The following is a 14,435-nucleotide window of genomic DNA, read 5'->3' as shown; positions in this document are numbered from 1 at the left end:
GCACTCAATGTTTAAGAGTGCTAACAGAGGTGATCATCGATGCTTACAGATAGGCAAATTCAGGTTTTACAGGTTATTATTGATGAATTCATCCAAACTGCACAGCCAATAGGGTCAAGGGCGATTGCTAAAAAAGAGCAAATTAGTTTTAGTCCTGCGACTATCCGGAATGAAATGGCAGACTTGGAAGATTTGGGCTTCATTGAAAAGACACATACATCTTCTGGCCGTGTTCCTTCAGAGAAAGGGTACCGGTTTTATGTAGATCATCTGCTGTCCCCGTTTCATTTATCAAATAAAGAAATGTCTGTAATTGCCAAGGCTTTCGAGAAAGAACTGATTGAATTTGAAAAAGTTGTCCAGAAATCTGCGAGAATATTGTCAGACATGACAAACTATACTTCGATCATTCTGGGACCAGAAGTATTCAAAACAACGTTAAAGCAGATTCAGATCATTAGTCTTTCCGATCAGGCTGCAGTGGCAATTCTTGTAACAAATACGGGCCATGTAGAGCACCGTTATTTTACAATACCGAACACTATGCAGACAGGTGATCTGGAAAAGCTTGTGAATATATTAAACAGACGCCTTGTCGGTGTACCGATTATTCACTTGCAGGAGAAACTGTATGGTGAAGTGGCTCAGTTACTTCAGCAGTACAGTAATGATTTTGAGAAAACTTATGCATATTTAAAAGCAGCATTAATGGAGCATAAACCTGTAAAACTGTATATGGATGGAAAAACCAATATATTATTGCAACCAGAGTTTAACGACGTTGAGAAGATTCAATCCTTGTATTCTGTCATGGAAAAAGAGGATGAGATGGCAAATGTATTGCGAACCTCTGGCAAAGGAATAAAAGTCTCGATCGGTCAGGAAAATGAACTGGATGAAATGCAGGACTGCAGCCTGATCACTGCTACTTATACCCTTGGCGGGGAGCAGATGGGCACAATTGCACTTCTGGGACCGACGAGAATGGAATATTCCAGAGTAATATCTTTATTAAATGTCTTATCAAAACAATTATCAAGAACATTTAATACGTGGTATTAATGAGGGGAAAGGGTATGGTTTCACTGTACTCTTCTCTCATTTTGCCCTGGTGTTTTTGGTTGCTATTTTTTCAGGATTATGTTTAGCTATTGAATGGTTTCTAATTAGGAGGTGACAGAAATGGAAGAGAAAGATGTAAACAAGGATGAAATGAATAATACCGAAGAAGAGACAGTGACAGATGCTGAGCAAGAACTTGTAACAGAGGAAGAAATCGTTAATGAAGATCAGGAAAACAATAAAGATAACGAAACTGTTAACAAGCTTCAAGAGGAAAGAGACCAGCTTCAGGATCGTCTTCTCAGAGTACAGGCAGAATATGATAACTTCAGAAAACGTACAAGAAAAGAAAAAGAAGCTGATTTGAAATATAAATCACAGGTAATTGTTACTGAATTACTTCCTGTTCTGGATAATTTTGAACGTGCATTACAAGTGGAAATTGAAGATAAACAGGCAAAAAGTGTTGTAGAAGGCCTTGAAATGGTTTACCGTCAATTGAAGACAGTAATGGAAAATGAAGGTGTCACAGAAATTGCAACAGATAAGGAAATGTTTGATCCGAATCTTCACCAGGCTGTAATGCAAGTGGAAGAAGAAGGTTATGAATCGAATCAGATTGTAGAAACATTGCAAAAAGGTTACCAGTTAAAAGACAGAGTAATCAGACCGGCAATGGTGAAAGTAAATCAATAATTACATAAGAGTATGTGAAGGAGGATGTTCAAATGGGAAAAATTATCGGTATTGATTTAGGTACAACGAATTCATGTGTTGCTGTAATGGAAGGTGGAGAAGCGAAAGTAATCCCGAATCCGGAAGGTAATCGCACAACACCATCAGTTGTTTCTTTTAAAAATGGTGAACGTCAAATTGGAGAAGTAGCAAAACGGCAGGCAATTACAAACCCGAATACAATCCAATCAATTAAACGTCACATGGGTACAGATTATAAAGTAGAGATCGAAGGGAAAGAATACACTCCTCAGGAGATCTCTGCCATCATTTTACAGCATCTTAAATCATATGCAGAAGATTATTTAGGTGATACGGTAGATAAAGCAGTAATTACAGTTCCTGCTTATTTTAATGATGCAGAACGCCAGGCAACAAAAGATGCAGGTAAAATCGCAGGACTTGAAGTAGAACGTATTATTAATGAACCAACTGCAGCTGCACTTGCATATGGTATTGATAAGGCAGATCAGGATCAAACAGTACTTGTTTATGATCTTGGAGGTGGTACATTTGATGTTTCCATCCTTGATATCGGAGAAGGAACGTTTGAAGTAGTCTCAACAGCTGGTGATAACCGTTTAGGTGGAGATGACTTTGACCAGGTACTAATCGATTATATGGTTGCAGAATTCAAGAAAGAGAATGGTATTGATTTATCTCAGGATAACATGGCTCTTCAACGACTAAAAGATGCTGCAGAAAAAGCGAAAAAAGATCTTTCCGGTGTTACTCAAACACAAGTATCTTTACCATTTATTACAGCTGGAGATGCAGGCCCGCTCCACTTGGAAATGAACATCAGCCGTGCTAAATTTGATGAGCTTTCCTCAGATCTTGTTGAGCGTACAATGGGACCAACTCGCCAGGCTTTACGTGATGCAGATCTTTCTGCTAGCGATATTGATAAAGTTATCTTAGTCGGTGGTTCTACTCGAATACCGGCAGTTCAGGAAGCGATTAAGAAAGAAGTCGGTCAGGATCCTTCTAAAGGGGTTAATCCGGATGAAGTAGTAGCGCTTGGTGCTGCAATCCAAGGCGGGGTACTTCAGGGTGACGTGAAAGACGTTGTGCTTTTAGACGTAACTCCATTATCTTTAGGTATCGAAACAATGGGTGGCGTAACAACGAAGTTAATTGAACGCAATACAACAATCCCGACAAGTCATTCTCAAGTATTCTCAACAGCTGCAGATAATCAGACAGCGGTTGATATTCACGTATTGCAAGGGGAACGTGAGATGGCTGCAGACAATAAAACACTTGGCCGCTTCCAATTAACAGATATTCCGCCGGCACCACGCGGAGTACCGCAAATTGAAGTATCATTTGATATTGATGCAAACGGGATTGTAAATGTCCGCGCCAAAGACTTGGGAACAAATAAAGAACAATCCATTACCATTAAATCTTCTTCAGGTCTTTCTGATGAAGAAGTAGAGAAAATGGTAAAAGATGCGGAAGAAAATGCGGAAGCAGATAAAAAACGCCGTGAAGAAATCGAACTGCGCAACGAAGCAGACCAGTTAGTGTTCCAGACAGACAAAACGATAAAAGATCTTGGTGACAAAGTTTCTGATGAGGAAAAACAAAAAGCAGAATCTGCCAAAGACGAATTGAAAAAGGCGTTAGAAGGAAATGACCTGGATGAAATTAAAGCGAAAAAAGAAGCTTTAGAAGAACAAGTGCAGGCATTAACTGTAAAACTTTATGAGCAGGCACAACAGCAAGCTCAGCAGCAACAAGGTGATCAAGCTGCAGATACTAATGATGATGTAGTAGACGCCGATTATGAAGAAGTAGATGACGAAGATAAAAAATAATCACACCAGCTTTCGTTTTATTTCACAAGAGTCAAAGTCGATACACTGACTTTGACTCTTTCCATGTATGAGAAATACTGTACGGAAATATTGATTATATGTTTGCTAAGTGTCGTGATGGAGTGTTATTATTAGTCTTATGCAATAAATGACCGGGAGCGTGATTTGTCAGTGAGTAAACGAGATTATTATGAAGTGCTTGGAGTGTCAAAAGGTGCTTCGAAAGACGAGATAAAAAAAGCATACCGTAAGCTAGCAAGAAAATATCATCCCGACGTAAATAAAGAAGAGGGTACTGACCAGAAGTTTAAAGAAGTCAAAGAAGCTTATGAAGTATTAAGCAATGACCAAAAGAGACAGCAATATGATCAATTTGGCCATGCAGGCCCGCAAAGCCAAGGTTTTGGTGGCGGTGCTCAGGACTTTGGTGGTTTTGGTGACATTTTTGACATGTTCTTCGGCGGTGGCGGCCGCAGGGACCCTAATGCCCCGAGACAGGGAAATGATTTACAATACACGATGACATTGAATTTTGAGGAAGCAATTTTTGGTAAGGAAACAGATATTCATATACCGAAAGAGGAAACGTGCTCCACATGTCATGGAGATGGTGCCAAACCTGGTACCACACCAAAAACATGCAGTCACTGTAATGGCTCAGGTCAATTAAATGTGGAACAAAATACACCATTCGGTCGTGTAGTAAACCGGAGAGTCTGCCATCACTGTCAAGGAACTGGAAAGATTATAACAGATAAATGTTCGACATGTGGAGGCGACGGAAAAGTCACCAAGAGAAAGAAAATACATGTTAGCATTCCGGCAGGGATAGATGATGGACAGCAAATTCGTGTATCAGGTCAGGGAGAGCCAGGGGTGAATGGTGGACCAGCTGGTGATTTATATGTCGTAATCCAGGTGAGAACACACGAATTCTATCAAAGAGATGGAGACAATATTTACTGTGAAATGCCAATAACATTTGCACAGGCTGCACTCGGTGATGAAATAGAAGTCCCTACATTGCATGGTAAAGTGAAATTAAAAATACCTGCAGGTACTCAAACAGGTAAAACTTTCCGTTTGAAAGGGAAAGGTGCACCAAATGTTAGAGGATACGGTCAGGGAGATCAGCACATTAAGATACGTGTTATCACCCCGCAGAATCTTACAGAAAGACAGAAAGAATTATTACGTGAATTTAATGATATTAGCGGAAATCAGCCAACAGATGAACATGAGGATTCATTTTTTCAGCGTGTGAAACGGGCGTTTAAAGGCGAGTAACTGATAAAATATTAAAAAAGTGAGTTGATCTGGTTGAAGTGGACAGAGCTTTGTATTTATACAACCAATGAGGCAATTGAACCGATCTCTAATATCATCCATGAGGCTGGTGCAAGTGGTGTCGTTATTGAAGACCAGCAAGATCTGTTTGCAGAACGGGAGGCACCATTTGGAGAAATCTATGAACTAAACCCGGAAGACTATCCGGAGGAAGGTGTGCGGCTGAAAGCATACCTTCCTGTTAATAGTTTTCTAGGAGAGACGGTTTCAGAGATCAAACAGGCGATCAATAATTTATTGCTGTACGATATTGATCTCGGTTTGAATAAGATAACACTTAGTGAAGTTAATGAAGAAGAGTGGGCTACCGCATGGAAGAAGTATTATAAGCCAGTAAAAATTTCCGAAAAAATCACCATCACACCAACTTGGGAGGATTACAAGCCTGTTTCCACAGATGAACTCATCATAGAATTAGATCCGGGAATGGCTTTTGGTACAGGAACACATCCTACTACTGTACTCAGTATGCAGGCATTAGAAAGATTGCTAGAACAGGATGATCTGGTAATTGATGTAGGCTGCGGATCAGGTGTCCTCAGTATTGCTTCAGTAATGCTGGGTGCAAGTAAAGTATATGCTTACGACCTTGATGAAGTGGCAGTTCAAAGCACTAAGCTGAATACAAAGGTAAACAAGGTTGATAAACAAGTAGTTGTCAAACAGAATAATTTGTTGAATAATGTAGATACATCTCCAGATGTCATTGTTGCAAATATTCTTGCAGAGATTATTTTGCGCTTTGAGAAGGATGCATACCGGCTGTTGAAACCTGGAGGACTATTTATCACATCAGGAATAATCCAGGCAAAGAAACAGCTTGTGAAAGACCGTCTGGAAGAGGCTGGTTTTGACATTCTGGAAGTCAATCAAATGGAAGATTGGATATCGATTATTGCGAAAAAGCCAGGAGAAAGTAGGTAGGCAATGCAGCGGTATTTTATAGAGGAAGGTAATTGGCATGGTGACCAGTTAGTAATCACAGGGGACGATTTTCATCATATTGTGAACGTTATGCGTATGGATGCAGGTGAGGAAATCCTCTGTAATCATCCGAATGGCAATGTCGCACATTGTACCATCCTGAATGTAGAAGATGGGCAGGTTACTGCAGAAGTAGCAGAATGGCTTGACAGCAAAACTGAATCGCCAATTAGTGTGACAATTGCCCAAGGTTTGCCGAAAGGTGACAAGTGGGAATTTATTTTACAAAAATCAACAGAATTAGGCGCTTCCCGTATCATTACTTATCAGGCAGAGAGGTCTGTTGTAAAATGGGACGCAAAAAAAGTAAATAAAAAAATTGGCAGATGGGAAAAGATTGTGAAAGAAGCGAGTGAACAGGCGCATCGTAATCAAATTCCATCAGTAGACGGAGTGCTTTCCTTTTCTGCTCTCTTAGAAGAGAGCCAAACATATGACTGGAAGTTTTTTGCGTATGAAGAGGAAGCGAGAGATCAGAAAAGTAATAAATTACATGATTATTTCTCCCAGATCAGGGAAGGAGATCGTGTGTTTTTCTGTATTGGACCTGAAGGTGGATTTTCTGAAAAGGAAGCCGGGCAACTAAAAGCTGCCTCCTTTCATCCGGTGAGACTGGGACCGAGAATTCTACGGACAGAAACAGCACCGCTATATGTCCTGTCAAGCTTATCTTATTATTTTGAAGAAATGAGGTGATCAAATGCCTACAGTTGCATTTCATACATTAGGCTGTAAAGTAAATCATTATGAAACAGAAGGTATTTGGCAGAAATTTAAAAATGAAGGTTATGACCGGGTAGATTTCGATCACCATGCAGATGTGTATGTTGTTAATACTTGTACCGTTACAAATACTGGTGATAAAAAAAGCCGCCAGGTTATACGCCGTGCGATTAGAAGTAATCCGGAAGGTATAGTTTGTGTTACAGGGTGCTATGCCCAGACATCGCCTGGAGAAATCATGGAGATCCCTGGTGTGGATATTGTTGTCGGTACACAGGACCGCGGCAAAATGATTCAATATATTGAAGAACATCAGGAACACCGTCAGCCGATTAATGGTGTTTCCAATATTATGAAAAACCGTGTATTTGAAGAAATGGATGTCCCTGCATTTACCGACCGTACACGTGCTTCGCTGAAAATACAGGAAGGATGTAATAATTTCTGCACATTCTGTATTATTCCATGGTCGAGAGGCTTATTGCGTTCAAGAGAACCCGAAAATGTACTGAAACAGGCACAGCAATTAGTTGATGCAGGTTATAAGGAAATCGTCCTGACAGGAATTCACACTGCAGGATACGGAGAAGACATGAAAGATTATAATTTTGCTCAATTACTGAGAGATCTGGAATCAAAGATAGACGGATTAAAACGAATCCGTATCTCATCCATTGAAGCAAGCCAGATTACGGATGAGGTAATTGAAGTACTGGACCAGTCCAGGAAAGTAGTTCCCCACCTCCATATCCCGCTGCAAGCTGGGTCTGATACGGTTCTGGAACGGATGCGCCGCAAGTATTCAACAGACTTTTACCGTAAACGTGTGGAAAAAATTCAACGCGCTTTGCCTAACCTTGCGATTACTTCTGACGTAATTGTCGGCTTCCCTGGTGAGACAGAGGAAGAATTCAAGGAAACGGTACAGTTTATTAAAGAGATCGGCTACTCTGAATTACATGTGTTCCCATTCTCAAGAAGAACAGGAACACCAGCTGCGAGAATGGAGAATCAGGTCGACGAAGATGTAAAAAACAAACGAGTACAGCAATTAATTGATCTTTCCAATGAACAAGCATTAACCTATGCAAAACAATTTGAAGATCAGGTAATTGAAGTGATTCCTGAAGAAACTGCGGATGAAGAGAATCCGAACATGTTAGTCGGATATTCAGATAATTATTTGAAAGTGAAATTCGAGGGAACACAGGATATGATTGGCGAAATCGTTCGTGTAAAAGTTACGAAAGCTGGCTATCCTTATAATCAGGGTAAATTTGTCCGGGTTATGGACGACATGGCATTGCAGGTGTGATAAAGGGCGATGCCGGCATACCAGTGTCTGATCCTAAAATTTTTCAGTAAATAACAGAATGCATGACTTAAACAATTCTCATGAACATTAAGTTCCTTGATCGTTCATGAGAATTTTAATTATTTCATATCTGTTTTCAATCATGCTATTCTTGTAATAATTATTAATCAAAAGGAGTGCAAGTGATGGATAAACAGGATATAGCAAAAGCGATTGACCATACTTTATTAAAACCTGAGGCAACTAAGGAGCAAATCGATCAGCTCTTAGCTGAAGCAAAAGAGTATGAATTTGCATCAGTATGTATCAATCCACAGTGGGTGAAACATGCATATAGTGTGTTAAAAGACACAAAGGTAAAAGTTTGTACAGTTATTGGGTTTCCTTTAGGTGCCACCTCTTCAGAAGCGAAAGCGTTTGAAACAAAGCAGGCAATACAGGATGGGGCCACAGAGGTTGATATGGTTATTGCTGTTGGTTCACTGAAAAGTGGTGAAGATGATTATGTAGAAAATGACATCAGAAGTGTTGTCAACGCTGCTGGTAACAAGGCAATTGTCAAAGTAATCATTGAAACGACTCTGCTGACAGATGAAGAAAAAGTCCGTGCTTGTCGTCTGGCTAAAAACGCAGGTGCCCACTTTGTAAAAACTTCTACGGGATTTGCAGGTGGTGGTGCCACTGCAGCTGATGTTCAATTAATGTCAGACACAGTAGGAGATACCATGGAAGTAAAAGCTTCAGGTGGGGTAAAAGACCTGGAAACGATGGAAAAGATGATGGCTGCAGGTGCGACAAGAATCGGTGCAAGTGCAGGTGTTGCAATCCTCAATGGATTAAAATCTGACACGGATTATTAAAGTATGCATAAAACAGTTGACCTAGAATAATTCGTATATTATAATTGCATGGAGACATATGTATGGTTACATATGTCAGATTAATTTTGTTGTATGCTTCGGAGGGAGGGAAATTAGCATGTCTAACACAACTCGCGTTCGTAAAAACGAGTCACTTGAAGATGCTCTTCGTCGCTTTAAACGTAGTGTATCGAAGTCTGGTACATTATCTGAATATCGCAAGCGTGAATTTTATGAGAAACCTAGTGTTCGCCGTAAGAAGAAATCTGAGGCAGCTAGAAAGCGTAAATTTTAAAGAGGGTGTAATAAATAATGGCAATCATTGAACTTTTGAACCAGGACATGAAGCAGGCGATGAAGGACAAAGATAAAGTAAAACTTAGTGTAATTAGAATGGTCAAAGCATCGATACAAAATGAAGCCATTAAACAGAAGAAAGATGCATTGTCTGAAGAAGAAGAACTAACTGTTTTAGCCAGAGAGCTGAAACAAAGAAAAGATTCCCTCCACGAATTTAAAGAAGCTGGACGCGAAGATCTTGTAAGCAAGTTAGAAGAAGAAATTAAAATCATACAGGCTTATATGCCTGAACAATTATCTGATGATGAATTGGAACAAATAGTTGTTCAGACGATCGAAGAAGTTCAAGCAGAATCAAAAAAAGATATGGGAAAAGTGATGAGCGCTCTAATGCCAAAGGTAAAAGGAAAGGCAGAAGGAGCAAGAGTGAATCAGTTTGTTCAACAGCACTTACAGTAACTGAATCGAATAAATTGAGTCATTTGCTCTCACTATATAGTATAAAAACTCTCAGCATTAGCTGGGGGTTTTTATTATACCTATTTATGCGGGAAATTATCCTGTGAATTTTTCAAGCTGCTCCTGCTCTGCAATTGTTTTCTTTCTAACAATTCTTATGGTAAACTATTTTCAGCAGAAAAAAATGAAACCTTTCACATAGTTAATCGTAAATTTATAGTACATAAAATAAAAACAGAGAGGAGGGGTTAGGTGCAAATGGTGGTCAAAAAATCACTTATTTTAACAGGTCTTCTTCTTATGTCTGTCCTGTTGTTTTTTTCAGTAAATCATACGCTTCAAGCAGAGGACGGGGAAGGGAAACTTGTTTATGTTATCCCAATTGAAAATACAGTGGAGCGGGGATTGGAAGCTTTTATACGTCGGACGACGGATGAGGCGGCAGAAGCGGATGCGAATCACATCATATTTGAAATCAATACACCAGGCGGACGGGTAGATGCTGCCAAGAATATTGGCCAGATACTCCAGGACCTGGAGATAGAAACAACCTCATTTATTACGGTTGAAGCATTATCTGCCGGTTCCTATATTGCCTTAAATACGGATAATATTTACATGAAACCGCAAGCGAGCATGGGGGCCAGCGGTGTAATTAATTCTGACGGAACGGCTGCTGACAAGAAAGCTCAATCTGCCTGGATTGCGAGTATAAAAAGTGCGGCAAGTTCAAAGGGCAGAGATCCTCTCTATGCTGAAGCGATGGCAGACCCTGGTATAGACTTACCGGAATACGGGGCACCTGAAGGAGATTTTCTGACATTAGGGCCAGACTCAGCGGTCGAAGTAGGATATGCCGAGGGTATTGTCGACCATCGAACAGAACTGTTAAATGAACTATCACTTTCGAATGCGGAAGTGGTGGAACTGGAACCGACTGTTGCAGAAGGGATTGCGCGTTTTTTAACACATCCAGTTGTTGTCCCTATTTTGCTTTCACTTGCAAGTATAGGATTGGTTGTTGAATTATACTCACCTGGTTTTGGTATTCCTGGTTCCATCGGCATTGTTTCATTAATACTTTATTTTTACGGTCATATCGTTGCAGGACTGGCTGGTTATGAAGCGATTGTCTTATTAGTGTTAGGTTTCGTACTCATAATTATTGAGATATTTGCCCCTGGCGGTATTATCGGATTCATTGGTATAGGAGCAATGGTTGCCGCTCTATTCATGTCAACAAATGATGTTGGCCATATGTCTATGAGTATCGCCATTGCTCTTATATCAGCCATTGTTGTCTCGATTATTCTGTTTCGGACAATTGGACTGGAAAAAGGATTTTTAAGACATATCATCCTGAATGATGCGACATCAACTGACAAGGGTTATGTGTCAACAGTGAACCGGACGGAGCTGCTTCATCAGAAAGGGGTTACGGTAACTCCTTTGAGGCCATCAGGCACAGCGGAGTTCGGTTCGGAAAGGTTGGATGTCGTATCAGAAGGTGGATTTATTGGTGTAAATCAACCGGTAACAATCATTAAGGTAGAAGGTTCACGTATAGTAGTAAGAGAAATTAAAAGTATATAGGAGGATATAATATGTCAACAGAATTTGAAATGCTTTTCCCTATTATCATTATTGGTCTAATCGTAATTGCAGTTGCTGTCTTATTTACATTTATTCCGGTGATGCTCTGGATTAGTGCCTTAGCTGCAGGTGTAAAAGTCAGTATCTTTACATTAATCGGGATGCGTTTGAGAAGGGTAGTGCCATCACGAGTAATTAATCCATTAATTAAGGCGCATAAAGCAGGTATTGATGTAACAACAAATCAATTGGAGAGCCACTTTTTAGCAGGTGGTAACGTAGATCGTGTAGTAAATGCTCTTATTGCTGCACAGAGAGCGAATATTGAATTAAGTTTTGAACGGTGTGCTGCGATTGATTTAGCAGGCCGGGACGTGTTAGAAGCTGTACAGATGAGTGTTAATCCGAAAGTAATTGAAACACCATTTATCGCAGGTATTTCCATGGACGGGATCGAAGTAAAAGCGAAAGCAAGAATTACCGTTCGTGCCAATATCGACAGATTAGTCGGTGGTGCGGGTGAAGATACCATTATTGCCCGTGTTGGTGAAGGGGTTGTCAGTACGATTGGTAGTGCAAAAGCTCATACGGAAGTATTGGAAAATCCTGATTCGATCTCTCATAATGTCTTAGATCGTGGACTTGATGCAGGAACTGCATTTGAAATTTTATCGATTGATATCGCGGATGTGGATATCGGCAAAAACATTGGAGCAATTCTTCAGACAGATCAAGCTGAAGCAGACAAGAACATTGCCCAGGCTAAAGCAGAAGAACGTCGTGCAATGGCGGTTGCCCAAGAGCAGGAAATGGTTGCCAAAGTTCAGGAAATGCGCGCGAAAGTTGTGGAAGCAGAAGCAGAGGTACCTCAAGCACTGGCAGAAGCCTTGCGTTCAGGTAAAATGGGTGTAATGGATTATATGAACTATAAGAATATTGATGCAGATACAGATATGCGTGATGCAATTGGCAAACTGAGTGATACAGATGAAGAAGAAGACAAGTAATGGTAAGTTGATTGATCATAAATCCTGTCAGCAACTCTATTATGTTTGCTAGAAAGGAAGAGATTGATGGAAGAATTATTTGGTTACTTAGTTCCAATAATTGGTGCAATTATCTGGCTGGCAGGACTTTTTAATAAAAATCAAGATGAAGACCAGTCTAAACCAGTTAAGAGAGTTCCTAATACGAATAATAATGAATCGACAACGATAAGGACTGAACCTGCTTCAATCGAAGAAGACCACCATTACAATATGCAGGATATTGACGAGACAAGTTTTCTTGATCAGAAACAAAAGCAAATGGACCGTTTGAAGCAAGGTTTGAACAAGTCTCAGTCACTTACGAAGAAACAGCAGGAAATGTTAGATAATTCACCAATTAAACATGTAAACAAGAAAGTAAGCAAGGAACAGGCAAAGTTATCGATTAAAAACAATTTAACAAGAAAAGGTGTGGCCCAGGGGATTATAATGGCAGAAGTCCTCGGGAAACCACGCGCCTATAAAAAAAGACCTTATTAACCAAAAGACCGCAGAAACTCTATCTGCGGTCTTTTTCTATTCCCGTAAAGTCACCCTCAATTACGCTCCAAATTTTATTTTCACCGGTTATTTAGCTTGTCGTGTTTTTCTGGCATATACCCTTTGTCTTGGTCATACAATGTTGGAGAAGGGGGCGAAGTCTGTTGGCACAATGGAAAGAAAAACTAACCAGAATGATAACCAAAACATTTGATCTTCCTTCCGAAGTTATGCTGGAGCTCCCTCGCATTACCATGATAGGCTCCATTCATTTTTATATCGAAAACCATCAGGGATTAGTCATTTTCCAGACCGACGAGCTGCTGTTAAAAGTACATCAGGGTTATGTTCGCATCATTGGTACCGACTTCGTTTTAAAAATGATGGTGGGACAGGAAATCTTATTAGAAGGAAAAATAAAGGATATAACCTTTCAAGATGAAAGTGTTAAGCCCGAAATCGGAGGGAAAGGTTAAATGTTTTATAAAAAGAAGAACTGGTACTCTGGTACAATCACAATTAAAGTAATTGGGGAATATCCAGAATTATTCTTTGATTTATGTACAAGAAACGGGATTAAAGTATGGGACATTGTAAAAACGGACCGGACAACATGTTTAGGAGATATCGATCTTCGTGACATACCAAAATTGAGAAAAGTAAAAAGGAAAACCATCCACAAAGTATATTTTAAAGACAAACAGGGGCTTCCTTTTTTATTAAAACATACGTTATATCAAAAACCACTTCTCATTGGATTTATGATAGCTGTGTGTTTTATTTTTTTATTATCTAATATGGTCTGGAGAGTGGATGTTTCCGGGTTGGACGAAGAATTAGAAAACAAAGTAATGAAACAGCTGCAAAGCTATGGTGTTACAAGAGGAAATTTCCAGTGGAATATCGGATCGCCTGGAGATATACAGGATCAGCTTATTAAAGATATACCTGAATTGCTATGGATTGGTGTAACAAAGAATGGGACAGCCTATCACCTGGAAGGTGTGGAGAAAACAAGGGTGGAAAAAGATGAAGAAGGAGTACCCGGTCACCTTGTTGCGACAAAGGAAGGGGTCATTGTCGATATTTATGCTGAAAAAGGACAACCTTTAGTGAAAGTGAATGATGTGGTAAAAAAGAATGATATCCTTATATCTGCTTATCTGAATGATAACACCCAAGCGGAAAAACCAGAGGAAGACGATGATGAAGAACTTAAATCACCTCCTCTTATCGCCGAAGGGGAAGTAATTGCAAAAGTATGGTACAAGAGTACCATCTCTGTACCATTGGAAGATAAATATGACGTGTTGACAGGGGAAACGTCCGTCAGACATTATGTGAATGTATTTGATTTATTAGTTCCTGTATGGAATTTCCGTAATCCGGAATTTGAGAAAACACAGGTAGAGGCAGATGAAAAAGAGTTTTATTTCCTCAACTGGAAAATACCTGTAAGCTATGTTAAACGGACGATTCTGGAGAAAGAAGAAACTCACGAAAAGAGAACAGAAGAAGCTGCAATGGCATTGGCAAAAGAGCAAGCATTACGACGGTTAAAACAAATGATTCCACTTGATGCAAAAATAGAAGATGAAAAAGTTTTGCACGAAAGGGTAGAGAATGGTAAAGTAAAATTAACCATATATTATACTGTACTAGAAGATATTACGAAGCGACAACCATTAACTCAAGGAGACTGATT

Annotated in this window: 15 protein-coding genes; all 15 read left to right on the top strand. The window is 39.8% G+C overall.

Features of this window, described 5'->3' with window-relative positions; translation table 11 throughout:
- Positions 1–39: 39 nt before the first annotated feature.
- The 15 genes from hrcA to yqfD all read left to right on the top strand — a co-directional run bounded on the left by hrcA (position 40) and on the right by yqfD (position 14,433).
- Positions 40–1,062 (top strand): heat-inducible transcriptional repressor HrcA, encoded by a 1,023-nt coding sequence (gene hrcA, locus BMW36_RS02645; RefSeq protein ID WP_089738672.1) that lies wholly within the window; start codon positions 40–42, stop codon positions 1,060–1,062.
- A gap of 120 nt (positions 1,063–1,182) precedes the next feature.
- Entirely contained in the window at positions 1,183–1,758 is a 576-nt protein-coding gene (gene grpE / locus BMW36_RS02640) for a nucleotide exchange factor GrpE (protein ID WP_089738670.1), read from the top strand.
- A 32-nt stretch (positions 1,759–1,790) separates the two neighbouring features.
- Complete coding sequence (gene dnaK, locus BMW36_RS02635) at positions 1,791–3,620, top strand: molecular chaperone DnaK (protein WP_089738669.1); 1,830 nt, start codon at positions 1,791–1,793, stop codon at positions 3,618–3,620.
- 171 nt (positions 3,621–3,791) lie between these two features.
- The gene (dnaJ, locus tag BMW36_RS02630) at positions 3,792–4,907 is read left to right on the top strand and encodes a molecular chaperone DnaJ (RefSeq protein WP_089738881.1); all 1,116 of its coding nucleotides are present in this window, start codon (positions 3,792–3,794) and stop codon (positions 4,905–4,907) included.
- Between the two features lie 33 nt (positions 4,908–4,940).
- Positions 4,941–5,891 carry a 50S ribosomal protein L11 methyltransferase gene (gene prmA / locus BMW36_RS02625; RefSeq protein WP_089738667.1) on the top strand — a complete coding sequence of 317 codons (951 nt, stop codon included), beginning with the start codon at positions 4,941–4,943 and terminating at the stop codon, positions 5,889–5,891.
- 3 nt (positions 5,892–5,894) lie between these two features.
- Positions 5,895–6,647, top strand: a complete 753-nt coding sequence (locus BMW36_RS02620; RefSeq protein WP_089738664.1) for a 16S rRNA (uracil(1498)-N(3))-methyltransferase — start codon at positions 5,895–5,897, stop codon at positions 6,645–6,647.
- A gap of 4 nt (positions 6,648–6,651) precedes the next feature.
- Positions 6,652–7,989 (top strand): tRNA (N(6)-L-threonylcarbamoyladenosine(37)-C(2))-methylthiotransferase MtaB, encoded by a 1,338-nt coding sequence (gene mtaB, locus BMW36_RS02615; protein ID WP_089738662.1) that lies wholly within the window; start codon positions 6,652–6,654, stop codon positions 7,987–7,989.
- A 185-nt stretch (positions 7,990–8,174) separates the two neighbouring features.
- Positions 8,175–8,849 carry a deoxyribose-phosphate aldolase gene (deoC, locus tag BMW36_RS02610; RefSeq protein ID WP_089738660.1) on the top strand — a complete coding sequence of 225 codons (675 nt, stop codon included), beginning with the start codon at positions 8,175–8,177 and terminating at the stop codon, positions 8,847–8,849.
- 118 nt (positions 8,850–8,967) lie between these two features.
- Positions 8,968–9,144, top strand: a complete 177-nt coding sequence (rpsU, locus tag BMW36_RS02605; RefSeq protein ID WP_018931586.1) for a 30S ribosomal protein S21 — start codon at positions 8,968–8,970, stop codon at positions 9,142–9,144.
- 17 nt (positions 9,145–9,161) lie between these two features.
- Positions 9,162–9,608, top strand: a complete 447-nt coding sequence (locus tag BMW36_RS02600; protein ID WP_089738658.1) for a GatB/YqeY domain-containing protein — start codon at positions 9,162–9,164, stop codon at positions 9,606–9,608.
- Between the two features lie 258 nt (positions 9,609–9,866).
- Positions 9,867–11,201, top strand: a complete 1,335-nt coding sequence (locus BMW36_RS02595; protein WP_089738879.1) for an NfeD family protein — start codon at positions 9,867–9,869, stop codon at positions 11,199–11,201.
- A gap of 11 nt (positions 11,202–11,212) precedes the next feature.
- Positions 11,213–12,208 carry a flotillin-like protein FloA gene (floA, locus tag BMW36_RS02590; RefSeq protein WP_175480328.1) on the top strand — a complete coding sequence of 332 codons (996 nt, stop codon included), beginning with the start codon at positions 11,213–11,215 and terminating at the stop codon, positions 12,206–12,208.
- Positions 12,209–12,274: 66 nt separating this feature from the next.
- A complete protein-coding gene (locus BMW36_RS02585) occupies positions 12,275–12,730 on the top strand; it encodes a hypothetical protein (RefSeq protein ID WP_089738656.1) in 456 nt (151 codons plus the stop codon).
- Between the two features lie 164 nt (positions 12,731–12,894).
- Positions 12,895–13,206, top strand: coding sequence for a sporulation protein YqfC (gene yqfC, locus BMW36_RS02580; protein ID WP_245711554.1), 312 nt, complete (start codon positions 12,895–12,897; stop codon positions 13,204–13,206).
- Positions 13,207–14,433 (top strand): sporulation protein YqfD, encoded by a 1,227-nt coding sequence (gene yqfD / locus BMW36_RS02575; protein WP_089738654.1) that lies wholly within the window; start codon positions 13,207–13,209, stop codon positions 14,431–14,433.
- Positions 14,434–14,435: the final 2 nt, after the last annotated feature.

The organism is Gracilibacillus ureilyticus, assembly GCF_900111195.1.
Taxonomy (GTDB): domain Bacteria; phylum Bacillota; class Bacilli; order Bacillales; family Amphibacillaceae; genus Gracilibacillus; species Gracilibacillus ureilyticus.
Note: the sequence above shows the minus strand (reverse complement) of the source record. Positions and strands in the feature narration are given on the sequence as shown.